The 23066-nt window shown below is 42.1% G+C and carries 21 protein-coding genes; 9 read left to right on the top strand and 12 right to left on the bottom strand.

From position 1 onward, the window contains the following. Window positions 1–186: 186 nt before the first annotated feature. From ACRWP9_RS17195 to ACRWP9_RS17180, 4 genes are all read right to left on the bottom strand, one after another. Window positions 187–573: a VOC family protein gene (locus ACRWP9_RS17195; protein ID WP_434927000.1), complete on the bottom strand. Its 387-nt coding sequence runs from the start codon at window positions 571–573 to the stop codon at window positions 187–189. A 67-nt stretch (window positions 574–640) separates the two neighbouring features. Further along, window positions 641–1432, bottom strand: coding sequence for a subclass B1 metallo-beta-lactamase (gene bla / locus ACRWP9_RS17190; protein ID WP_434926999.1), 792 nt, complete (start codon window positions 1430–1432; stop codon window positions 641–643). Window positions 1433–1504: 72 nt separating this feature from the next. Beyond that, complete coding sequence (locus tag ACRWP9_RS17185; protein WP_434926998.1) at window positions 1505–2851, bottom strand: ABC1 kinase family protein; 1347 nt, start codon at window positions 2849–2851, stop codon at window positions 1505–1507. Between the two features lie 65 nt (window positions 2852–2916). Then, window positions 2917–3459, bottom strand: a complete 543-nt coding sequence (locus tag ACRWP9_RS17180; protein WP_434926997.1) for a hydrolase — start codon at window positions 3457–3459, stop codon at window positions 2917–2919. A 156-nt stretch (window positions 3460–3615) separates the two neighbouring features. Here ACRWP9_RS17180 and ACRWP9_RS17175 point away from each other — a divergent pair, with 156 nt between their 5' ends. Both ACRWP9_RS17175 and ACRWP9_RS17170 read left to right on the top strand, forming a co-directional pair. Then, a complete protein-coding gene (locus ACRWP9_RS17175) occupies window positions 3616–4632 on the top strand; it encodes a DUF2235 domain-containing protein (RefSeq protein ID WP_434926996.1) in 1017 nt (338 codons plus the stop codon). A gap of 242 nt (window positions 4633–4874) precedes the next feature. After that, on the top strand, window positions 4875–5642 hold the full coding sequence (locus ACRWP9_RS17170) for a cobalamin-binding protein (RefSeq protein ID WP_434929118.1): 768 nt from the start codon (window positions 4875–4877) through the stop codon (window positions 5640–5642). Window positions 5643–5741: 99 nt separating this feature from the next. Here the strand turns inward: ACRWP9_RS17170 and ACRWP9_RS17165 are convergent, their stop codons facing one another. Together ACRWP9_RS17165 and ACRWP9_RS17160 are read right to left on the bottom strand one after the other, a co-directional pair. Continuing rightward, window positions 5742–6152, bottom strand: a complete 411-nt coding sequence (locus tag ACRWP9_RS17165) for a hypothetical protein (protein ID WP_434926995.1) — start codon at window positions 6150–6152, stop codon at window positions 5742–5744. Window positions 6153–6275: 123 nt separating this feature from the next. Then, window positions 6276–7769 (bottom strand): hypothetical protein, encoded by a 1494-nt coding sequence (locus ACRWP9_RS17160; protein ID WP_434926994.1) that lies wholly within the window; start codon window positions 7767–7769, stop codon window positions 6276–6278. A gap of 380 nt (window positions 7770–8149) precedes the next feature. Between ACRWP9_RS17160 and ACRWP9_RS17155 the strand changes: the two genes are divergently transcribed. The 3 genes from ACRWP9_RS17155 to torR all read left to right on the top strand — a co-directional run bounded on the left by ACRWP9_RS17155 (window position 8150) and on the right by torR (window position 10312). Continuing rightward, window positions 8150–8494 carry a DNA polymerase III subunit psi gene (locus ACRWP9_RS17155; RefSeq protein WP_434926993.1) on the top strand — a complete coding sequence of 115 codons (345 nt, stop codon included), beginning with the start codon at window positions 8150–8152 and terminating at the stop codon, window positions 8492–8494. Window positions 8495–8649: 155 nt separating this feature from the next. Further along, a complete protein-coding gene (locus ACRWP9_RS17150; protein WP_434926992.1) occupies window positions 8650–9399 on the top strand; it encodes a TorF family putative porin in 750 nt (249 codons plus the stop codon). Window positions 9400–9586: 187 nt separating this feature from the next. Continuing rightward, window positions 9587–10312: a two-component system response regulator TorR gene (torR, locus tag ACRWP9_RS17145; protein WP_434926991.1), complete on the top strand. Its 726-nt coding sequence runs from the start codon at window positions 9587–9589 to the stop codon at window positions 10310–10312. Here torR and torT read toward each other — a convergent pair. After that, window positions 10296–11372: a TMAO reductase system periplasmic protein TorT gene (gene torT, locus ACRWP9_RS17140; RefSeq protein WP_434926990.1), complete on the bottom strand. Its 1077-nt coding sequence runs from the start codon at window positions 11370–11372 to the stop codon at window positions 10296–10298. The two genes, torR and torT, sit on opposite strands and share 17 nt — an antisense overlap. Before the next feature lie 86 nt (window positions 11373–11458). Between torT and torS the strand changes: the two genes are divergently transcribed. Continuing rightward, window positions 11459–14608, top strand: coding sequence for a TMAO reductase system sensor histidine kinase/response regulator TorS (torS, locus tag ACRWP9_RS17135; RefSeq protein ID WP_434926989.1), 3150 nt, complete (start codon window positions 11459–11461; stop codon window positions 14606–14608). A 72-nt stretch (window positions 14609–14680) separates the two neighbouring features. Here torS and torD read toward each other — a convergent pair whose 3' ends face one another. The 4 genes from torD to ACRWP9_RS17115 form a co-directional block, all read right to left on the bottom strand. Further along, a complete protein-coding gene (gene torD, locus ACRWP9_RS17130; RefSeq protein WP_434926988.1) occupies window positions 14681–15319 on the bottom strand; it encodes a molecular chaperone TorD in 639 nt (212 codons plus the stop codon). A 101-nt stretch (window positions 15320–15420) separates the two neighbouring features. After that, on the bottom strand, window positions 15421–17913 hold the full coding sequence (torA, locus tag ACRWP9_RS17125; RefSeq protein WP_434926987.1) for a trimethylamine-N-oxide reductase TorA: 2493 nt from the start codon (window positions 17911–17913) through the stop codon (window positions 15421–15423). Between the two features lie 12 nt (window positions 17914–17925). Continuing rightward, complete coding sequence (gene torC / locus ACRWP9_RS17120; protein ID WP_434926986.1) at window positions 17926–19104, bottom strand: pentaheme c-type cytochrome TorC; 1179 nt, start codon at window positions 19102–19104, stop codon at window positions 17926–17928. A gap of 39 nt (window positions 19105–19143) precedes the next feature. After that, window positions 19144–19314, bottom strand: coding sequence for a periplasmic nitrate reductase, NapE protein (locus ACRWP9_RS17115; protein ID WP_226413701.1), 171 nt, complete (start codon window positions 19312–19314; stop codon window positions 19144–19146). 239 nt (window positions 19315–19553) lie between these two features. Here ACRWP9_RS17115 and rimI point away from each other — a divergent pair, with 239 nt between their 5' ends. After that, window positions 19554–20000, top strand: coding sequence for a ribosomal protein S18-alanine N-acetyltransferase (rimI, locus tag ACRWP9_RS17110; protein ID WP_434926985.1), 447 nt, complete (start codon window positions 19554–19556; stop codon window positions 19998–20000). A gap of 135 nt (window positions 20001–20135) precedes the next feature. On the opposite strand, the gene ACRWP9_RS17105 is transcribed toward rimI, so the two are convergent. Beyond that, on the bottom strand, window positions 20136–20633 hold the full coding sequence (locus ACRWP9_RS17105) for a helix-turn-helix transcriptional regulator (protein WP_434926984.1): 498 nt from the start codon (window positions 20631–20633) through the stop codon (window positions 20136–20138). A 184-nt stretch (window positions 20634–20817) separates the two neighbouring features. Between ACRWP9_RS17105 and ACRWP9_RS17100 the strand changes: the two genes are divergently transcribed. Both ACRWP9_RS17100 and ACRWP9_RS17095 read left to right on the top strand, forming a co-directional pair. After that, on the top strand, window positions 20818–22038 hold the full coding sequence (locus ACRWP9_RS17100) for a metal transporter (RefSeq protein ID WP_434926983.1): 1221 nt from the start codon (window positions 20818–20820) through the stop codon (window positions 22036–22038). Beyond that, entirely contained in the window at window positions 22035–23066 is a 1032-nt protein-coding gene (locus ACRWP9_RS17095) for a membrane fusion-like protein (RefSeq protein WP_434926982.1), read from the top strand. The genes ACRWP9_RS17100 and ACRWP9_RS17095 overlap by 4 nt, the downstream gene beginning before the upstream one ends.

Raw genomic sequence — 23066 nt, 5'->3', positions numbered from 1 at the left:
GGCTATTTTACCTTGTAGTGGATTGTGATGCATCCATAAGCGTTATTACTTTAAGTGGTGTTTTCAAGCATAAAGGTTCAATAGGTCTTAGCGTAATTCAGAGGATGTTGTATTACTAATTTATTTTATGAAAAAATGGGCGCAGTATAAATACTTCGCCCATTAAGTTGTGATTGCATGCGCAGATTATTTCTTAGCAACTCTGTGCAGTGCACACAGTTTATTACCATCAGGATCGCGTAAATAGGCTAGGTACAATTCAAAGCCAGGACCTTGGCGTAGACCTGGCGCTCCTTCACAAGCGGTACCACCACTTTTAACACCCATAGCTTCCCATGCATCAGCAGCGGCAGGGGTTTTAGCGGCAAAACCAATAGTCGTGCCGTTACCATGACAAGCTGGCTCGCCGTTAATCGGCTTAGTTAATGCAAAAATGCCTGTAGGGGTGAAGTAAAAGCAGCGGCCTTTATCATCTATGACACCTGGTGCGTGGCCTAAAGTCGCTAAAATTGCGTCGTAAAACTTTTTCGACTTTTCAATATCATTAACGCCGATCATGATGTGACTAAACATGGTGACTCTCCTTGTGTGAACTCATTGAGTTCGATTAATAGACGGGTTTTTGCTCAATTCAGTAAGGTTATTGTGTACGATTATACTGTTCGATTAGTTCAATGGTATGGCTGAGCAATGTCGTATCGCCACTTGCACCATGGCCCGGAATAACGAGATTAATGTTAGGGAACTGTTGGTTTACTTTATTAATCGTTGTCGGCCATACCTGCATATCGGCTTCGCCAATATAGCCCATGGTTTTTGAGTCGAGTGATTTTATCAAACAACCGCCGAATAGCATTTGCTGTTTTGGCAACCACACCACAAGGTTATCTTTTGTATGCCCAGCACCTAAGTCATACACCTCAATAAGATCAGACTTTACAGTGTAACTATTACCTTCAAAAGCCATGCTTGCTTGAGGTTTATTAGTTACAGCTAAAATATCTTGGGTACGGTCAGAGACAATAGTCTGAACGCCATGGTTATTTAAATAGCCTATACCACCGGCGCGATCTTGATGTGAATGGGTCGAAATGCTGGCAACAGGGGTGAAACCTTGCTGTATTATCCATTCAAGTAACAATGTCGTATCGCTGTCTGTCCATGGTGTATCTATAATGTAAGCTTGCTTATCTTGCACCACGACAAGCCCATTGGCTTCGACTACACCAAAGTCAGTAACATTTAAATATGAATGATGCAGATAAACGCCATCGGCAATTTCTGCAATTGCAAACTCACCAGGTTCACTGGTGCTGTTTGAGCTATTTTGGGTAACCGTTTCTGTATTAATCGAATGTGCCTGGCTTGATGCGGTAACGAGTACACTGAGTAAGCACGAACAGAACAAGCCGATCTTAAAGCCGTTATCCATAGTTTTTCCGCGATAATATTTGATGTTTGTTGAGCATTAACAGCATGCTCTTAAAAAGTAGATAACGGCATGTTACACCGATTTTTCGATATCATTAGTTTGATGAACAGAAAATAATGCCTGCACGTTAACCTTGGCTTTAATCTTCGCCGCCAACAAATAAATGCCTGCCAATTTACGATGAATAAAAATAGCATCCATTGGTGGCGTGTGCCATTCATCTTGTTGTGTGCTCATTGATCTAGCTGCATCGGTGACTCTTTTAGCTAATCGGCTTTGGGCAAAATCATATTCGCCATTGTGTCTTAAGGGTTCGCATGCCTGATGAAAAATATCGACAATCAATGCTTGCTGTTCAGCAGAAATATTGTCTTGGAAGAAACCGATTTGTGATGCAGCCTCAGTGATTAATGCCATATCACTGGTCATTGCGCCCTGCATCAGTAATTTATAACCCTGCGATAATGAGTTTGATATTGTTCGCGTAGCACCAAAGTCAAGCAGTACTATGCAACCTGTATCTGCTTGGTACTGAAAGTTACCAAAATTAGGATCAGTTTGAACAAGCTTAAAAGTAAATAACTCATCAAGAAACAACTGTAATAACCTGGTGGCTACACTATCACGGGTGTGTTGATCTAATGACGCTATAGATTCGATTGACTGGCCTTCAACAAACTCCATACATAAAATACTGTTGTTACTCAGTGCAGGGTAAACTTTTGGCACAATAAAGTGGGCTTGGTGTTTAACCCATTGCTTATATTGAATCAGTAATGCCGCTTCGTGAAGATAATCAGCCTCATGGTGTAGTTGCTGTTTAGCTTGGGAAAGGAGCTCGTCAAGTTTGACGTTATTCGGCACTAATCCTGACATTTTTAATAGTGAGGCGACATTATCAATGTCGCTATCAATACTGTCTTTAATACCCGGATATTGAATTTTTACCGCCAGCTTCTCCCCTGTGGCTAAGTAAGCAAGATGCACTTGACCGATTGATGCAGCTGCAAATGGGCGTAACTCAAATTGACCTAAAGCATCTAACCAATTGTCTCCCCAGTGAGACTTCAATACGCCGATAAGTTGTTTATGGGGCATGTAGTTAGCGTTAGAACGCAACTTGGCCAGTACTTCAGTTAACTCTGGTGGCAACAGCTCGCCTGCATCCATCGAAAGCATTTGGCCGACTTTCATCGCTGCGCCACGTAATTGCGCCAGTTTGTCTGCAATATGGCCAATATTCGTTGGGGTCATAACCAGCTGTTTCAGCTGCGGTGATTGACCCTGGCTGTATTGTTTTACCCCTTCTTTAATTATGTTGCCAGCTAAGCGAGTGGCTAACCCGCCAAATGCCGAAAAACGTGCAACTCGGCTACTGGGTACTTTAGCGGCTTTTTGAGTATCTGATGGCTTGTTCATATAGGCTAAAATCGACTACCAGTAATGAAAGATGATCAAATAATACGCCAATAAAGCGGTTAAGATCATTTAATCAATTTTAATAAGGCTTTAAACCTATCGCCTTCTGCCTGATGTTGTAATTCAAAAAGTAATGACTCTACATTTGTCAGCTGCGCACCAAGATTAAGCATCATTTGAATACCCAGTACTTTGTTATCCGTTGAGCGTGACGACATGGCATCGGCGACAACATGAACATCAAAGTTATGTTGAAGCAGGTCTTTGCATGTTTGATAAACACAAACATGGGTTTCGATACCGCACAAAATAACTTGCCTACGGCCTTTTTGGGCAAGTAAGGTTTGTACTTGTTTTGACTGCCAGCCACTGAAATGTTGTTTTGCAATAGGTTGGCATAAGGGGGATAACAATTCAGCTAATTCTGGCGAGGTTGTGCCGAGTTTATCGGGCAATTGTTCTAACCAAATAATTGGCATATCGAAAAGGGCTGCCCCTTTAATTAACGTTGTTAAATGATGGTGCAGTTGAGCGGAGTGTTGCATCACTTGGGCAAGTTTTCCTTGTACATCAACGACCATGAGTACGCAATCTGCTGGATTTATCATAATTGAGTCCAATTAAGTGTAAGTGATAAGAATAAGATAACGATAAGATAGGTACCTAAGCACAATATTTTATTATGGTAGTAGATTGTTTTTTAGACAAGCTTCCAATAGGGCCTTAGTCTAAAGCTGTGTCAAACGTTAAAAGGATGTTAGCTAATGAGTAAAAGGATTGTAGTGTGCGCAGATGGTACTTGGAATCGGCCAGAACTGGATGTTGAACAAGATCATGCCACCAATGTGCTTAAATTGGCCCGTGCCATTGACCCGATAGCCAGTGACGGTAAATCACAACAGGTATTTTATGATTGGGGCCTTGGCTCTTACCATGACGTGTTAATTAGCGGGGCAACGGGTCGAGGACTACATAAAAACATTGTCGATGGTTATCGCTATATTGTGCAAAATTACTCCCCAGGGGATGAAGTCTGGTTATTTGGTTTTAGCCGCGGTGCTTACACGGTTCGCTGTTTATCGGGATTAATCAATAATTGCGGCATTATCAAGCGGCCCGATGCTAAGTATATTCAAAAAGCGTTTGATCACTATAAAACCCAAGATAATAAATATGCTCCTGACGGTATTAAGTCTGTCGAATTTAGGGAGAAATATTCTCATGCAACACGTGACGTCGCTTTTGTGGGTGTTTGGGATACAGTCGGTGCTATGGGGATCCCTTTTTCATTTTTAGGGCTATTTGAAGATAAAGATGAATTTTTTGATACCAAAATTGGTGCCAATGTTAAAGTAGCCCGACATGCATTGGCAATTGATGAACATCGACAAGATTTTACCCCAACGATTTGGTCATCAAAAGACAGTGTGGATATTGAACAGGTTTGGTTTGCGGGGGCGCACAGCAACGTTGGCGGCAGTTATCCTGCAGATGATGATGGTACTCGGCTATCTGATATTCCGTTACAATGGATGATGCAGCAAGCTCAGTTAAATGGGCTGAGTATTGAACATCATTTACTCGATGGTATCGTGCTTAATCCGCTGGCTAAGCTAGTTAATTCCAGACGCAAATTTTATCGACTAAAGACAAAATCGCTGCGAACGATTAACGATTTAGGCGCAGCACAAGTTCACTCGTCAGTTAAAGCGCGCTGGCAACAAGATGACAGTTATCGCCCTGAAAACCTGCTTGAATATGCAAAGCTGCATGGTTGGTAATAAACCTGATATGACTATTATTCTTAGCTATTAACCATTTTAATCACAATGACTAATCAGTATCGCTTAAGTTAAATTTATTAAAAATGAGCACTACACTCGAAAAGGACACTCGTTTGCTATATTTCATACTCACTCGCTTTTTATTATTCCCTATTGTTTCTGCCGCATTAGTGACAGTGTCATTTACCGTCTTTGCGCAAACTGTTCAGGATGTCACTCCAGCTAATAGCCACGCAAATATTCACGCTACTGGCGCAAAACGTATTGTTGCTTTATCTCCTCACGGCGTTGAAATGCTTTATGCCATAGGAGCAGGCGACAGAATTGTCGCGACCACAGATCATGCGGACTACCCTGAGTCAGCAAAGTTTATTCCCCGTATTGGTGGCTATTATGGCATTCAAATAGAGCGAATTATTGAGCTTAACCCTGATTTGGTTGTCGTTTGGGCAAGTGGTAATAAGCTGGAGGATATTAATCAAATTAAGCAACTGGGTTTTACTGTGTTTAATAGTGACCCTAAATCATTAGATGATGTGGCGACAGAGATTGAACAGTTAGGGCAACTTACTGGTCAAGCGCAACAAGCACAGAAGGTGGCAAATGATTACCGTCAGCAGTTAGCTGAGATTCGTCAACAAAACACACTTAAATCCAAGGTTAAAGTGTTTTATCAGTTGTGGTCGACACCACTAATGACTGTGTCTAAAGGCAGCTGGATTGAGCATATTATTGGTGTATGCAATGGGGCTAATGTATTTTATGAGGCCGCAAGCGAATATCCGCAAATTAGTATTGAAAATGTATTATTAACTAACGCCGAAGTGATATTACAAAGTCAGGACGAAGGAAATGCCATGGGGGTTAATTGGTCACAATGGCCCGAACTGCCAGCGGTTAAAAACAAACACATTTATCAGTTAGATGCCGATGTATTACATAGGGCGTCACCGCGAGTTCTTCAAGGGATTAAGCTGGTTTGCGAAGCTCTTGATAAAGCGAGATAGGATAATTTGAAGCTTCTTGGTTAAGGTAGCACTTAACTTAATTATTAAAGGGGGCAATATAGTACTGTGTCCCTATTTACCTGAGCAATGAATCGCTAATTAGCGCTGCACTATAAAATCGGATTCAGCTAGCCAATCGGCAGCTTCTGTTTTACTAGTGAAAATGCACCTTTCAAAATCACCGTGTCTCTCAATGACCATTTGGTCTATGAAATGTTTTTTGATAGCCGATTTACTGTAAATATGTGCAGCTTTTTTTAGGCCATTATCGATACACCACGTCACTAAAGGAGTGATCACCTGGAACATTTCTGCTTCGCATAACTCCCATTCATCAAGATATACAATATGCCGCCAAGGATTGCCTATTAATGGCTGAGCGACATGCATGAATTGATTTTTATAGGCTATGGCAGCCTCTTTATTCCAACTGCCATTAAGTGTTGCCACAATGACATTATTCTCTACCGTTAATGTAAAACTCCCATGTTGGGCAAAATCTATTTTCATTGTTTATTTGCCTTAATAATAAATCATTAAATTATGTTAGTGTGAAAAAATAAAAAAGTCAGCCTAATTTTAAATTTAGGCTGACTTATGTGCTGTTAATTTAGAACGGTGAGATTAGTGAATTTATAAATATTCTACTTCGAGTGAAATCAGCATAGCATCGTCATCTTCAGTGGTGAACTCCGCTCTAATCTCATAATCATTATTGGTTACTGTCATTTTTTCTAACCAGAATGTCGCGCTGCTTGCATACTTATCCATCATGGCTTGTTTAGTTTCAGGTATGTTCATTTGCTTTAAAAAACGCATAAAGTCTTCATCAGATTCAACTGGGTAATTGATACTTTCCGATAGTTTGATTTGCTTGATTGTATTGTCGACGTGTTTTACTTGTATGTGTTTAGACAATACCTCCCAGCTACCATCATCAGAGTAATTGATAACGTTAGGAACGTAGTGAGTGACTAAATCTTGTATTTTTAACGGTTTAGGTTTAGATACTGGTACGAGTAAGTTATTTAACAAGTTGTTGTCGATATCAGAATACTGGATCTGATTTTCATCTCTATCATAATCACGTGAGTAAAAAGTAAAGCCACTTAACAATAAATCTGGTTCTTTACCGTTATATGAGGAAAACTCTGAGAAATCTAACTTCAATAGATTTTTTTGGTTTGAAACAGTGTATTCAGCTTTTGACTTCTGTTTGAGGTAATTTAATTTTGCGCGTACGTTAGGTACATCATCACGGAACCCAGCTTTATCATCGATAAGCCAATTATTGTCAAAGTCTTCATCATATAAAATAAAATTCTTACCGGTGTAATTCAGTAGTGAATGCTCTTTATAAGTAATTTTTTGTACTTTGTCATTTTCGATAATAAGCCATAAGTCACGGCCATATAACCAAGCCGTGGTGTCTGCACTTAGGGTAAACACGGCACTTGCTGGGCCAAGAATATTGAGAACGTATTCAGTCGAGTTATTAATGTTAATGCCATAAGCACCTGATAAGGTGATATTTGTTGACAGCTTGCCCGCTTCATTTGCTTTAGCAGCAAGTTTTGCCAGTTCTAATTGTGTCATCAGTGCTGGTTTAAAGTTTTTTGATGATGTGCCTGCTCTGGCGGTATTGACTGTTCGCGTTGGTGCTTGCACTGCTTGTTCCGGTTGGACACGAGCAATCGCTAGCTCAGGTTCAGGTTCAGGCTTAGGTATTGTAATTGATGTGGCCGGTTTTTTTTGTGACGGAGTAACAGAGCGCTCAAAAGTAATGGGTCTACGGCTCAGTTGGTTGTAGGCGGTGCTCATTGATGACAAACTTTCATCATCATCACAAAAATCGATTAAATCAGCGGTGATAATTAGCTTATCGGTTTGGATAAGATTAGTGATAATAATGGCATCGACGCGTTTTTCTTTTGCTTTTTCTCTGATTAATTGAAAACTACTGGCTATTAGCTTGTTATTCGCGCTGTCAGTAAGTTTTTTTTCAATATAAATACCATCAACAATAATAGGCGCACATGAAGGTAAAAAATTAAGAATAGGGGGAAGTGATTTGGCTGAAACGGGTAGACTTAAAATAAGCAGCATTAACACTAACAGTTTGTTCATTGTCGGGCACATCCTTTTGGTTTTGCTTGAATTTATGCTAATTACTTTTTTAATCATGTTCTGTTTAATTGGCATTGCTAGCGCTTACTCATCCGTACTTTAGTACTGTTTTATGACTAATAATTGAGTAGCGGCTCTAATTTAACAAGTATTTAACAACCATGTCAAAGGTGGACTGCGGATTTTGTTGCAAAAAAAGATAAAAATATCACTGAACCGCTATTCTTAACAAATCTCAACAGGGTTTCAAATATCACTAGGAGTTGGCTTACCCTACTGGCTTACAACCGCTTTATTTGCACTGCATTTTTAGCATTGGCTTTCCCTCATCTAGGCTAACCTGATATTCTTATTTTATTATTGATTAATAGACTGTGAATATGGACAAATCGGCTTTTCTTGATGCAATGAACATCACCCGTTGGCGTAGTGCTGACAAACCGGGCAAACCTTACTTGGTATTACACGATGTCGATGCAGATTTATCTGAACAACAGTTTATTGAAAATGTGTTGGCCCAATTAGATATAACCCCAGAGCAATGTGATTTTGATTGCGAAGTGATCAAAGGTCCGCAGGTTGTTTGGGATATGCGTAAAGTAAAAAGACGTCCACGGGTAGCATGGTTAGTCAGTGCACCACTGGAAGATGTGCTTCAAAGTGGGACTGAAAAGCGTCAGCTATGGCAGCAAATTTGTTCTGTGGTAGATAAACAACAAAGCTAATTTTATAGGGCTTATCTTTTACATCGGATTAAATGCCATTATTCATAATTTTTCATATTCATTTCTTATCAATTCATATCAAGCACAATAGCCATTCATAAGTTTTCCCTATAGTCACCCTATCAATAATAAGTGGTAAACATAGGGTGATAATTATGAACAAAATACATCAACTGACTCAATCGGTTTTACTTGGCAGCTTGCTATTTTCAGCCGCGCCATTTGCATTTGCTGCAGATGATGCCGACGTGTTTGGTGGTAAAATTAGCGGCAACATGACTTTTGCATCTGATTATGTTTTTCGCGGTGAATCTGAAACCATGGACGGCGACGTTCCCGTGGTACAAGGCACGTTAGGTTGGGCTAACGATGATGGTTGGTACACTGGCGTTTTTGCTTCAAATATTAAGTTTGCTGATCCTAATTTAGAAATCGTGACCGCGCCATACATTGGTAAAGCTGGCGAGTTTGGTGATAGTGGCATTACCTATGACGTGATGGTCTTTTCTTACCTTTATCCGGGTGCGTCTTATTCAAACTACACTGAATTATGGATTAAAGTGGGCAAACAGTTTGGCCGTGCAAACGTACAACTAGAAGTGACCCCAACGGTTGATGACTGGTTTGGTGTAGAAGGCTGGCAAGGGGTGAACTACGCAGTACACCCAAGTTATCAATTCGACAGTGGCTGGAAAGTGTCTGGCAGCGTGGGTTATCAGGATTTAGATGGCGAGGGAGCAGAAGGTTGGGGGCACTGGAATCTTGGTGTCAGTAAAGCCTATGCAGGGATTAATTTCGATGTGCGTTACCATGGCAGCACAGTTGACTCTGATCATAAAGTGTATGGTACCCAAACCGAAATTTTTGATGATCGCCTTGTTGTTGGTATTAACAAAAGTTTCTAGCCTGCAATAGCAGCTTCGCAGTAATTATTAGTATTGGATCTGAAACGTCACTCTCCCTTAGTGATATTCAGGTCCTTTTTTTAGACTTTTTTTGCTACCCGCTACTCATTCCTTGGAGATCTTTATAGGCAAATGTGAAAAATTATGAATAATATCGGTCATTGGCTTAAATACTTTGGATTTAACGATGGCGCATACATTTGTATCACACACAGTGCTGGTGGTTGATGATGAGGCGGTAATACGTGCTCGCTTAAAAGGATATTTTGAGCGTGAAGGTTATCGTGTACTCGAAGCCGGCGACGGCGAGCAGATGTGGCTACAATTTGCCAATAATCATATCGATTTAGTCATGTTAGATGTCAACTTACCTGGTGTTGATGGTTTAAGTTTAGCCCGTGATTTACGCAGCCGTTCTGATGTCGGCATTATTTTGGTTACTGGGCGCGATGAAACTATAGATAAAATTGTTGGCCTTGAAATGGGCGCCGATGATTATGTGACTAAACCCTTTGAACTTAGAGAGCTGTTGGTTAGGGTTAAAAATTTGCTTTGGCGGATTTCGTTAGTTAAAAAAGCCCAGCAGGAAGTGGTAGAGCAATTTGAAAAGTGTGACGATTTAATTGTGTTCGACCGGTACGTTTTAGAATTAAATAGTCGTAAGTTATCCCGCGGTGATGAAGTGATTAAACTCACCAAAGCGGAATTTGAATTACTGACGGCTTTTGCTTTACACCCACAGCAGGTTTTATCTCGCGAACGTTTGATGCAGCAAACAAGTCATCGAAATGAAGATGTCAATGACAGAACCATAGACGTGATTATCCGCCGTCTACGCAATAAGCTTCAGGCAGATTTATTTGTTACCGTACACGGTGAAGGTTACTTATTTGCCACTAAGGTTGAAGACTAGGCGAAACTACACGGTAGACGGGATAAAAGTCAGCAGGGGCTAAGCTATTTTCAAGTGCATTAAAGGACACTTTACCTTGTGATAGCTTTAGTATTTGCGGGCCTATGTCACCAAAGGGCGCGGCACCTTCAAGCTCTTTTACTATAACATCAATGGCTAACTTACCTTGTAACACCACCTGATCATCTGTGCTAAAAGCCACTTTATGTCGATACAGTCCCCGCAACGTGGCGGGAGATAAATAACTACTGACTAACTTTACCTGCCCAGTTAGCTGCTTATGTTGTAAAGAGCCAATCGCCGCCTCAATGGCCACGGCACTTCCTAAAATATAATCGGGAATATGATCATTGAGTAAGTGATGCAATTGGTCACGGTAAAGGTTGCGATTATTATCAGTATGGCGAATAGATGACACTTCTATCGAGCTGTTTGCTATGGCATCAAGAATACCAAGTTCAACCCAACTGCTACCGCCAACGCCTTCAGGGCCAGTTAATAGCGCTAGTTTTTCTGGTTTATCTGCTGGGGTCTTTTGTTGCGATTGGCTAATATAATTGCCGGCAATCCAACCCATTTGATACCAATTGACGCCAACACGGGTATTGATGATAGGGCTATTGAGTTGATTGACCAGCGCAATAATCGGTTTATTGATGGATCCTTTATAATGCTTAAGTAAATCAGGGCTGACAGTACCAAGCAAAATCGCATCAAATGGCTCTGTTAAACAGTGTTCCAGTTGCTTTAGTTGTTGGTCTTTGCGGTAATAACTGCCCGCTTCAAATAACTCTAGGTTAATCCCTAGTTGGCTGGCATGTGACACCAAACCATAATCGATGCCTATCCAATAAGCATCTTTAAGGTGGGGAACTAATGCACAAATGCGCCAGTTTTTTTGGGCAGACGTTAAGGCGTTATAATGGATTTTTTCAGTGGTTTGAATTTTTTCATTAAACGGCGTTCGTTGCTCTAATGACCAATGGTTGTCGGTTTTTGCTTCAACCAGTGATGAAATTGTCCCTAAACAAAAAATGAGTATATAAATGAGTTGTCGCATCTTATTGTCTCTATTAGGGTGTCTAAGCCGTTAAGTAAAACACTGTGGTTTTTGTCGAGTAGATTGTAACAGTTTAAGGAATGAATGTGAGTGCTTTATCACTATCAGGTAAGAGCTTAGTTGGTCGCCTCATGCTGGCATTTAGTCTATTGGGACTGCTATTACTATTATTAGTCAGTCTGGGCAGTTTATCCTTGTATTGGGTAAAATTAGCCGATCAGTATTTATACGAAGAAGCCTTACCAGCCTCGGAAGCCGCCAGACAACTTATGCAGTCGTCCAATGCATTACTCGACAATGCTCAAGGGCTTGAACGAGTGGAAGAAGAAGCCCAACGAGCATTTTTAGGACGTAAATTATCTTTAGAAAGCACCAATTTATTTGCTGCAATTGAACGGCTTAATGCGTTAAAAGTGCAAGATAGTCATAACAGTAAAGATAATAATTTAGCCTTACTTGCGAGTGAGATTATTGATGACTTATCTGTTTTAGGGCGTCAGGTTGGCGCACGTTTAGCATTAACCGCACTATTAGATGATAAAGGCAGCGACCTTGCCGAAGCGGCTAGACGAAGCGGTGTGTTGCTTGAAGCCGAGCAGGCGGTCGTCGACTCGGCTATTTTGGCCAAATTAAGCCTAGCTTACCCGCAAGTGGCAGGTGAAGCGCAAAGCGCTCACTTGCTCGACACTATCATAGAACAAGATTTAGATATCAGAGAGCGCTTAAACAGGGCGTTAGCGCTTATTCATCATATCGCATTAGTGGGCCAATTATTGCAGTCTCCCGAGCAACAACTTGGATTAAATAAAATATTAGACAGCATGACACGGGTGCTTTATCAATCGGGTATTCGCCCTAAAACAAGCGGCCAAAATGTGGCGGGAGAACACCCCAATCACGCCTCAGGCTTTGATGTTTCAAATAGCGCTGTGGGTAAGCAAATTGATTTAATGCCGCTTGAATTATTAAAAGGGCTTATTCGCGATCCGGTGAGGGCGACAGAGCTTGAGCAAGAATTAGTTTTGCTAAGGGAAGTGAATATTGGTTTACGTTTACAGCAGCAATATGCGCAAGTGTTAGCTAAGCAAAATGCTCAGTTGATGCAGTTAACTGACAAATTAAGCCTGTTGAATAAGTCGGTCGATGGGGCGATGAAAGCCCAGCAAATCCAAGCAGACAATGCCCGCCGCGATTTTTTACAGCAACTGTTTTGGGCAAAGTCCGGCCTGTGGGCAACGGGCGTGTTAATGTTCATTATCATGATGCTGGTGGTATATCGGGTGATTTATAAAGGCATTGCCCTGCGCTTAAATGAAGCGACTGCGGCGTTATCACAATTAAGCCTAGGTAATACCGAGGTTGTGCTTGATCCCCATGGCGATGATGAGCTAACCGCTATGGCTTCAGCTATCGAAGCATTCAAGCAAAAAACTACCCAAAATCAAGCGTTGCAAGCCGAGTTACAAACTACCGCATCTGAACTGATTGTGCATAAAGCCTCATTAGAAAATACCGTTCAGGCGCGTACCATTGAATTAGCCGAAACCAACCGTCAGTTAGATGCTGAAGCAAAAGGGCACTCGGCCGCAAGGGAGATGGCTGAGCAGGCCAGTAATGCTAAATCATTATTCTTAGCGACCATGAGCCATGAAATTCGCACGCCATTAAATGGGCTTTTAGGCACGTTAACCTTATTGAGCCATTCACCTTTACCGCCTGCCCAAAAGCAAATGCTGGCTTTGTCTCAATATAGCGGCACTTTACTGCAAACCGTGTTGAACGATATTTTAGATTTTTCGCGTTTAGAACAAGGCAAGTTAACTAACGAGCCGCGACCCGTTGCGTTAAATGATCTGTTAGATGAAGTGATGGCGGTGATGATGTCGGGTGCGGGGCTAGCCGGGTTATCTTTATCGTTAAACCGTCAAAATTTGCCGCAATGGATACATGTCGATGGGCCTAAACTGCGTCAGGTGTTGTTTAATTTGTTAGCTAATGCCATTAAGTTTACCGCCAAGGGCGGGGTTGAATTACACGTAGGTGTGGTTGAACAGCAGCTGACATTCGCCGTTATTGACAGCGGTGTTGGCATTAGTGAAACCGCAATGGAGCAATTGTTTATCGCTTATAGCGCTCAACCTAATCAAGGACGCACCCGTGGTACAGGATTGGGGCTGTCAATTTGTAAAGAGTTGGTCGCGCTGATGAACGATTTCGACAATAACAGCCAAAACAACCTCGACAATGCTAGCCAATGTATTCGCGTGGATAGCCAAGTGGGTAAGGGCTCGACATTCAGCTTTAGCTTACCACTCATTATTTGTAATCAAGCCGATGAATTAAGCCATATTGAGCTGCCCAAAGTGGCACCTAAAAACCTGCTGGTGATTGAAGATAATAAAGTTAATGCCATGGTTGCCCAGGGCTTTTTAGCTCACCTTGGTCATCAGTCTATATTGGTTGAAAGCTGCGCGCAGGCAAGAGCAGTTTATCGGCAGGATAATGCCGCACAGTTTGACGCGATTATGCTGGATATTCAGTTAGGTGATGGCTCGGGCATTGAGTTGTTAGCTGAGTTAACCCAGATTACACAATCGGCGCATTTAAGCACTAATATCGCCGCGTTTACCGCTCAAGTGCAAGATGATGATATGCAAATCTATAAAGCAGCAGGGTTTGATTCAGTACTCGAAAAACCACTGAATATGCAGGCTTTAGCTGCATGGATTGGCGTTGCTTGTGAAGCATTTCAAACCGACACTCACAGTGTGGGGGCAGCATTTCAAACCGACACTGCAACGCTTGAACAAGATGAATTGAATCCTAATACCATAGATACAGTTAGCCTAGTTGAAGATAAGCCTATTGCTGCTAGCACACTTAAGACGGAGGCGAACTCTTCTCCAACAGACAAATCAGCGGCGCATTTGCTCAATGAGCAGCAAATTACTGAGGACTTACAATACTTAGGCGCTGATGCGTTAACTGAAATGTTAAGCTTGTTTAAAGTAAGCAGCAGCGCTCAGTTAGCAGCATTAGCTCAGTTGCCAGCCAACTGCGGCGAATTATTACATGGACTCAAAGGCAGTAGCGCCAGCATGGGATTAGTTGCGTTAACTCAGCGGTGTCAGCAATTGGAATCATGTACGTTAACTGATGAAGGGTATCAAGCACTGCAACGATTATGGCAGGACTCGATTGATGCCGTGTCGCTAAAACTGACGGATATGACTTAAGCTAGCAGATTGCATGAATAAAAAAACACCGAGCAAGCTCGGTGTTTTGGTCCTTGGGGAGGAAAGGTGAAACTAATTTGCTCGTAGAGCATCACAATCACTGGCAACCCAGGCCTGGGTAAGTCTGGCAAGGGCGGCATAGAAATTACCGCTATCAACCGTCATTACCTTATCGGTAAACTGAGGTAACCAAGCATTCAAATATTGGCCGATAAAGGCCTGTTGTGTTTTATCGTCACTGCAACAGGCTTGGTGGGCTACGTAGGCTAAAATTACCGCGATATGATCCGCAGGTTCAGGAAACTCACTTTGCACAGCCAATTGACTTTGTTGTAAAAAAGTCTTCATTTGCTGATGCTGCTCACCAAATAATAATACTTCATCCCCAGTGTCATTATCGCCAAGATACAAGCTGGCATAGGGACTTACGCTATGTTTAGTGCCGACTAAAAACAATCCGCAATAATCCGCCGCAAGTTCTAATAACGCCCTGTCAGTATGTAGAGTATTCAACACTGAATTTAAGCTAGCGATATCTTGTGCCAACAAGGGGTCGCTGGCCAGTTGAGCAAAGAAGGCCTGAGCCTGACTGGATGTCAGTTCATGCAATAGTTGATGATCAAGCTCTTTAGCAAAAAGCGATGAGAGCAGTCTGTATACCATAGCGCGGCCCTGGTTCATTGGGGTGGCGTACACTTGAGTTTCATTCATCTATGTTGTCTCCTTTAAGCCTGTTCAGCTCATTACTAATACTGTTTAAGGTTTACACGCCAAGGATAAACTTGGCGTGTAAAACCTTAAGTTGAGCTGATTTAGATTTTTGCTTCAATTGGGCCACTAAACGAGCTGACCTCTGGCACTTTGCCCTGATACTTTTCAAAGTTAACTAAACAAGTATAGGCTGCACAAGCTTGGGCTAGCTTGGAGGTGCCAATATCTTGAGTCAAGGTATTTGGATCACCATAGCTGCATAATGCACCAATTTCATTGCCCCCTTGTTTGCTGCCATCTTTGCCTACAGGACCGTACCAGGCACCTTCGTGGATACGAATAACACCGCGTGGGAAATTGTCAGACACCACAGCGCCTGCAAGCAATTGACCACGGTCGTTAAATACCCGCACTATATCACCGTCTTTAATACCACGTTGTTTGGCATCAGTTGGGTTTAGGTAAACTGGCTCACGCCCTTTTACTGTGTAGGTTGCACGATATTGCTCAGACTCACACATTTGCGAATGTAAGCGTTTATCTGGGTGACAAGATTGCATCCACACAGGGTACTTATCTGAACCGGGTCCACCATGACTGCGTTCTGACTTTTCCATCCAGGTTGGGTGGCCTGGGCAATCATCATAGTTAAACTGCGCAATCTTACGGCTGAATATCTCAATCAAACCCGATGGCGTGCCAAGTGGCGCCATTTCTGGATCGTTTCTGAAATCAGCGTGACGAGTCCAAGGTTGACCTTCACCAAAGTGAACATAACCGTCTTTCCAGAAGGTATCGAAATCTGGCATGTCAAACTTGCCCGCGTTATCGGCTTTACACTCGTTATAGAGCTTTTTAAGCCAATCAAACTCAGACATACCGCGGGTGTACTCTTGCTCTTTACCCATAATTTTGGCAAATCGAGTAAAGATTTCAAAGTCAGATAAGCTTTCAAATAACGGCTCAACCATCTTTTGCATCGCTAATACACCACGGTTAGCGTAACTGCCGTAGACATCAATATCATTGCGCTCAAACGTGGTACAGGCTGGTAACACAATATCAGAGAAGCGGCATGTCGCCGTCCAGTTCATATCAATGGTGACCACACATTCTAGCTTTTTGAATGCCCGCTTCATTTTGTTTCTGTCCTGATGATGGTTCCAGGGGTTATTACCCGAAAACACCATCATTTTGACAGCTGGGTAAGTCACTTTTGAGCCATTAGCATCAATGGTTTTACCTGGCTCTAATATGGCATCAATCCAGCGTGCAACAGGTATAGTGCTACTTGCGCCTTTGAAGTCATTATTATCAAACAGCGGCTTTTGGCCTTCATCTAAATTACGTGGGAATGCTCCAGGCGCTGCGGCTCCTGATGAGGGTACGCCAATACTTGAGTAATGGTGACCATAGCTTATTCCGCCGCCAGGTAAACCAATTTGGCCAATCATAGTGGCTAACACAGCGGCCATCCAATACGGTTGTTCACCGTGTTGTTGACGCTGGATGCACCAGCCCATCATGATTTGGGTACGACCTTTAGTCATTACCTTGGCTAAATCACGAATGATTTCAGGAGTCACGCCAGTAATCTTACTGGCCCATTCAGGGGTTTTTACAATACCATCAGACTCGCCTAATAGGTAAGGTAAGAAGTGTTCAAACCCTAAGCTGTATCCTTCGATAAACTTTTTATCATGCAGGTTTTGGAACACCATTTCATGGGCAATACCTAGCATCAATGCCACGTCAGTTTGTGGATTGACATACAGTTGCTCGCAGCCCAAATACTTTTGCGTTTTAGTAACCACAGGGTCAATGCTGATCACGCGGATTTTGCCTTGCTTAACCTTCTCTTTCAGCTTAGCAAGGTAGCCGTATGACTCGTGGGTTTCAGCGTTCCAACCCACCTGCAGATTTTTATAGGGATCGTTAGACCATAAGACAATGGTGTCTGACTGTTCAAGGATTAACGGCCATGACGTGCCCTGGGCGTATACCTCTGTTGAGCCTAAAATATACGGTAAAATGGTTTGCCCTGCGCCGGTAGAGTAGTCGCCAATCTTTTTAACAAAATTACCGTGCATGCCTACAGCGCGCTGCATATGGCTAGTGCTTGAGTGCAGTTGCCCCGTTGCGCGCCAACCCGTTTGACCCGCATGCAAGCCAGATGGTCCATACTTGGTTTGTATTTCGTCTAATGAGTCTTTGAACAAGTTCAGTGCCTTGTCCCAGGTGACGCGAACAAAACGAAAATCACCGCGCTGTGAAGTATCACTTTTATGACCTTTTAATAAAAAGTCTAAACGTACCATAGGGTAACGAACGCGTGATGGGTTATACACTAACCCTTTTACGCCGTTAATCATGTCGGTTGGATACTTGTCTAAGTCAAAAGGGATCACCTGATCAATAACACCATTTTTACGCTTCATCTTGAATGCGCCAAAATGCGAGCCGGTTGTTAACCAGTCATCATTAGCTATGGTTCCCGCTGCTGCCAAAGCCTTAAATGGCGCTAGCACTGATGCACTGCTTAGGCTAACAAATGAGGTTGCTGCTAAGCCTTTAAGGAAGTCTCTTCTGTTCATAATGATGTCCTATTAATGCGCTGACTTGTCGAAAGTAGATGAATGTTCCTGAAGGTACTTTTGCACAAGTGCTTTGGTATCTTGGTCCATGTTGACGAACGCTATCATGCCTTGAAACATTCCAGGCCAGCTGTTGGCATCGAAGTGCGCTTCAGCAGGTTGGGTATGACACACACTACAACTGTTGGTATATGTGTCTCTTGCATAGTTCCAAAGTGGTTGTAGATCTTTGACTAGATAATCTGAGTCGGTCCAAATTTTGGCTTCAACACGTTGCCAAATAAGTCCTGTCATAGGGTCTTCTTTTTGCTCGAACACTTCCATTACACCGTCTTCAAGGGCGGCATCTTTTGACAATTGAGCCGATAAAATGTTTAGGCCAAAATCGTAGTAAATCACTCGGCCTGCGCCGACTTTTTTACGCCAGCCATCAATGCCAATTTTAACGCGATTACCTTTGGTTTCTAATACGGTCACTTTAGTGGCAATGTTTAGGGTACCGGCTTCAACGTCAGTTTTTTCGTTGAAGTAAAGTGGTTTAGTTAATGCGGTAAAGTAACTGCTGCTTGCTTCAAGGCTAGATTCGCCAGCACCGACTTGGGCAATTAATTCAGGTGCACGTGAGGTACCCATATCAGGTAGCTTGTGGGCAATTCCTTTGTGACAATCGATACAGCTTTGGTCTGTTTCCGCAGCACGTTTCATTTGTTTCTGCGCCAGTTTTGACATGTCTTCCCACTTCATTGAGTCGTAGTTATGACAGTTTTTACAGGCCAATGAATCATCACGATCAAAACGTTTCCACTCACGGCTTGCCATTTCAAGGCGTTTTGCTTCAAACTTTTCTTCGGTATTCACGGTTTGCATTAACCAGCCCCACATATCGTGTGATGCTTCAATTTTTCGGCCAATTTTACGGCTCCAGTTATGCGGCACGTGACAATCAGGACACGTAGCACGCACACCAGAGTGATTAGACCAATGCACGGTTTGCTGTAACTCTTGGTAGGGTTTGCTTTCCATACTGTGACAACTAATACAAAACTCTTCAGTGTTAGTCAGTTCTAAAGCAGTGTTAAAACCGCCCCAAAAAATAATGCCCATTAAAAAGGCTGAAAGGCTAATAGTGCCTAAAGTGAGGTATTTAGCTGGCTGGTTGAGTGTGCGCCAGGTATTGATAAACCATTTCATAACGACATCCTTAATAAGATTGACCCAGAGTGAGAAGGACTAGTGAGCGACCACACCACCAAAGGCTTGGATCATCCAAATAACAAAGCCATAGGCGCTAATGCTGGTGGCTGTGGCAATGGGGAAAAACAAAAAAATGATAAATCCCAGTGCTTTAAGTTCATTGAATTTCACTTTTTTAGGTGTTTCAGATAATTCTTTTGTGGTCATGATTTGCTCTCTTAATGATGACATCTACCGATGAAGCCCATATTAGATAAGAGTTGTTAACAACAGTCAGACCATGGATGAATGGATATAGAACAACTTATGAAAGAATATGAATAAATCACTAAGGGGCAATTGTTAATCTGGTAACAATTACTTTAACTAACTGATATGATTTAGGTATACCTGCTCGCTACCTTAGGCAGTATCACTTTGTAATTGCCCATTTTGTGGAAATATTTATGACTTATTCCTTGGCCGTGTTAACTGAAGATCATCTTGCTGAAATGTCAGTTATAGAACAGGCATGTCATCATTCGCCGATGTCGCAAGCCATCTTAGCCAGCTGTTTCGGGCATTTGTATCGCGTTGAAGGCGTGATGGCAGAGGGGCAATTATTGGGCTTTAGTATTGTTCAGCAGGTGATTGATGAAGTGACCTTGATGGATATCTGCATTGCCCCCTCAGCACAAGGTTTAGGCTTAGGTAAGCGCTTATTAACCTCATTAGTCTCACAGGCAAAGACATGCGATGCAGTGGTGATTATGTTAGAGGTTCGTCAGTCTAACTTGAGTGCGATTGGGCTATATGAAAAAGCAGGCTTTGTTGAAACCAGTCGTCGTAAGGGGTATTACCCAACGGACGATGGCCATGAAGATGCGATTTTGATGGATTTGGTGTTGAGTTAATTATCCTCGCTATCGATAGTTAGATTCTCGATTACTCCCGATATTTAATCTCTTCGATTGAGCTATATTTGTAATAGCTCTGTTAGATTTTTGATTTTGCTGAAAATATCAATTCGTTTTAACTGTTAATATTGTTTACTCTTGAATAAAGTCTTCCATAAACCAGGCACATAGTGTGTGGCGACCATCAACCTGAGCTTTGCTATAAATGGTTGAGGCTTGCTGACGTACTGTTTTCTCTTTTGTTAGTCGTACTTCTGCTATTTCTTTAAAGCTCAGTCCTTTCAACAATAACAGTGCGACCTGCTGTTCGCTTTTAGTAAAGCCCCATAGTTCAAATTGTGCCGCAATGGTTTGGCTGTATTCCTGTCTTGCAGCGCGCATTTGACTAGACATGTTGTTGATCTGTTTATCCGCTTTAGCAAGTTTACTTCTCAGGGCTTTTACCTGACGAGAGTTACGGATTAAATCAAAGCCTAAATAAATACTGCCAATTATGGTTAAAAGCACCAGCACGGCTTCTTGGGCGATATGCCACACAGGAATGTCGAGTTGAATGTCTGCAAAAATATCAAACAGTTTGAATAGCGTGATCAACAGTAACAGTACAATTATGAATACATCTTTTTTCATGGTAGATCCTGAATCAAACGGCTTGTATTGGGCTAGATATAAGTGTTTTTAATAAATCAAATAAAATCATGGCTTTATTTTATGGTACATATGTCCCATAAGCGTTTTTATGATACATCTTACCCATGTGGTTTAGGCCCTAAATGATAAAGTGAGTATTCATTTAGGGGAACAGAAATCACTTATGTCGGCAGTTAAGTTTAGTATCAAAATATGTTTGTTTATCGCTTTAGGTAGCACTTGCTTTGGCAGTATTGCTGCCAATAATGCGTTACCTCAATTAGTTGAAATCAGTCAATCAAGACTAGCTAAATCACCGCTAAGTCAGAGATCTGCAATTGAACTGAACAGTTCATCTTGGTTAACAGGGTTACCCAGTGTGAGCTTAAGTTACCTTGGTGATTTGGATAATAGTAACATTTATGAGCAAGAATTATCCCTAAACCTGCCAATAAAAACCTTCAGTTTGCACCAAAGTGATAAACAGCTTGTGCAACTGAGTCAGGCGCTTCAGACACAACAAACCCGCTTACAAAAGTTGTATTTATCTGGGCTGTTAAGGCAAAGTATGTGGGACCAACGACTTGCCGCTGTAAAGTTAAATCAACTTGAGCGTAAATCAAGACTGTTATCTAAACTATATAATCAGCAAAAAAAATTAGCCGAAGCAGGGGAATTACCCTTGGTGAATATATTGCTGCTCGAAAAAGAGCTGGTGGATATTGAGCTTGAACAGATAGGGTTTAAGCAGCAACAAACCGAAGCACTGACTTTGTTTACCTCGCTAACTGGCCTGAATCAATTACCCGATGACATAGTCGAAAAAGCGATTGATATAGGTGAGTTTAGCGCGCCAGAACATGTTCAAACTGCGTTGATGCAACATCCTTCCTGGCTGCTTCATTCTCTGCAATTGCAACAAAAACAACTGATGTTACAAAGCCAGCAAAGCGGAGAGCAAGATCCGTGGACGTTATCGTTAACCGCTAAAGAAACCGCAGTTGATCAGTTTAATGACAAGCATTTAGGCATAGGAATTAATGTGCCCTTGAGCTTTAGTTCGGCTTTGTCTCAAAGCGATGTTTCTATGTGGCAAAAAGATTTTCAAGAACAAAGTGTCAACGGTGAACGCATCTACCTTGAGCTTACCAGCCAAATTCAACGGCTTGCTATTCAGCAGCAAAACTTGCGGGCTCAACAAACCTTGTTAACAAGGGGGGTGTCCTTGAGCCGTTCCATTACTGAAAATTTAGCCCAAGTGAAAAATCAAAACCAAATTGGCTATGAAATTTGGCTGCGTCGTTACATAGATGCTCTCGATACTGAAGCGCGCTTAGCCTTGAATCAAGTCACGTTACAACAATTACATTCTCAGCAACTGCAAGCCTTAGGAATTTCATTATGATGCTCAAGTTTGGTGCTCATTTTTTAACTGTTTTAGTGTGTTTATCATCGGCAGCCATTCGAGCAGAATCTATTTCACTGGCTGACCTGGGCAATTTAACCCTGAGTTATATTCAGCCGCAAAAGTTGGCAAGTTATGAAGGGAGCTCCTTACCCGCTCAAGTTGAGCGATTGCCTGGCAATGATTATTGGGTCACTGCGCCGGAAAATATTCAGCAAGTGACATTCTTAGTCACACAGGGCCAAAACGTCACTAAGGGGCAGGCCATAGTGAGATTAACTGGGCCGGAGGTGTTTCATTTTTTAGCCCAAATTGATGCCGCTGAAAGTTTATATTCACTGGCAAAAAAACGCTATGAACGAAATCAGCCTTTATTAAAAAGTGGCAGTATCAGTACCGATCAATGGCGTGAGATCAGCCTGGATTATTTCAGTACCCATTTAACGTTTGAACATATGCAACACTTTATGGAGATAGTGCAAGGCATTGATGCAGAGACAGAATCCTTGGTGGTGACGTCTCCTATGGCTGGTGTGGTGAAATTGAATCATATCGACAGCCAATATGTAGAGGGCACACAGTTGTTTTCATTGATCCCCGCTGACAGTGTTCGGGTGAAAATCGATGTACCAATGAGCCAGTCAACATCATTATCGGCAATTAATATTAATCAGTGTCATATCGCCATTGATGAGGTGTCATCGATTGCACAGGGGATCTTTTTAACCGCATGGTCAATGCCTATTACCTCTGATTGTGGTCTGTTACTTGGACAGCAAATTACGGTGATCCCTGAATATCAAAAAGCTGTGTATTTGCTGCCTAAAAATAGTGTATTTACCTGGCATCAAGACACGCAAATTTTTACCCAAGCTGCCACTAACTTAACCGCGATGAGCATCGATGTTTTAGGCTCTACGCCGGATCAATATATTGTCGCCAGTGATCATGATTTAAGCCAAATGCAGGTGTTATCGCAATCTGTTGCGGCAGCTAAAGGTATATTGCTTGGTTTGGGAGGCGAATAA

It is taken from the genome of Shewanella sp. HL-SH2, assembly GCF_051164935.1.
GTDB classification, from domain to species: Bacteria; Pseudomonadota; Gammaproteobacteria; order Enterobacterales; family Shewanellaceae; genus Shewanella; species Shewanella glacialimarina.
This window is presented reverse-complemented; position numbering and strand designations above follow the sequence as displayed.

Coding starts and splice junctions, on each gene's coding strand:
- ACRWP9_RS17195 (WP_434927000.1), bottom strand. CDS start 573: ATGTTTAGTCACATCATGATCGGCGTTAATGATATTGAAAAGTCGAAA.
- bla (WP_434926999.1), bottom strand. CDS start 1,432: ATGGATAACGGCTTTAAGATCGGCTTGTTCTGTTCGTGCTTACTCAGT.
- ACRWP9_RS17185 (WP_434926998.1), bottom strand. CDS start 2,851: ATGAACAAGCCATCAGATACTCAAAAAGCCGCTAAAGTACCCAGTAGC.
- ACRWP9_RS17180 (WP_434926997.1), bottom strand. CDS start 3,459: ATGATAAATCCAGCAGATTGCGTACTCATGGTCGTTGATGTACAAGGA.
- ACRWP9_RS17175 (WP_434926996.1), top strand. CDS start 3,616: ATGAGTAAAAGGATTGTAGTGTGCGCAGATGGTACTTGGAATCGGCCA.
- ACRWP9_RS17165 (WP_434926995.1), bottom strand. CDS start 6,152: ATGAAAATAGATTTTGCCCAACATGGGAGTTTTACATTAACGGTAGAG.
- ACRWP9_RS17160 (WP_434926994.1), bottom strand. CDS start 7,769: ATGAACAAACTGTTAGTGTTAATGCTGCTTATTTTAAGTCTACCCGTT.
- ACRWP9_RS17155 (WP_434926993.1), top strand. CDS start 8,150: ATGGACAAATCGGCTTTTCTTGATGCAATGAACATCACCCGTTGGCGT.
- ACRWP9_RS17150 (WP_434926992.1), top strand. CDS start 8,650: ATGAACAAAATACATCAACTGACTCAATCGGTTTTACTTGGCAGCTTG.
- torR (WP_434926991.1), top strand. CDS start 9,587: ATGGCGCATACATTTGTATCACACACAGTGCTGGTGGTTGATGATGAG.
- torT (WP_434926990.1), bottom strand. CDS start 11,372: ATGCGACAACTCATTTATATACTCATTTTTTGTTTAGGGACAATTTCA.
- torD (WP_434926988.1), bottom strand. CDS start 15,319: ATGAATGAAACTCAAGTGTACGCCACCCCAATGAACCAGGGCCGCGCT.
- torA (WP_434926987.1), bottom strand. CDS start 17,913: ATGAACAGAAGAGACTTCCTTAAAGGCTTAGCAGCAACCTCATTTGTT.
- torC (WP_434926986.1), bottom strand. CDS start 19,104: ATGAAATGGTTTATCAATACCTGGCGCACACTCAACCAGCCAGCTAAA.
- ACRWP9_RS17115 (WP_226413701.1), bottom strand. CDS start 19,314: ATGACCACAAAAGAATTATCTGAAACACCTAAAAAAGTGAAATTCAAT.
- rimI (WP_434926985.1), top strand. CDS start 19,554: ATGACTTATTCCTTGGCCGTGTTAACTGAAGATCATCTTGCTGAAATG.
- ACRWP9_RS17105 (WP_434926984.1), bottom strand. CDS start 20,633: ATGAAAAAAGATGTATTCATAATTGTACTGTTACTGTTGATCACGCTA.
- ACRWP9_RS17100 (WP_434926983.1), top strand. CDS start 20,818: ATGTCGGCAGTTAAGTTTAGTATCAAAATATGTTTGTTTATCGCTTTA.
- ACRWP9_RS17095 (WP_434926982.1), top strand. CDS start 22,035: ATGATGCTCAAGTTTGGTGCTCATTTTTTAACTGTTTTAGTGTGTTTA.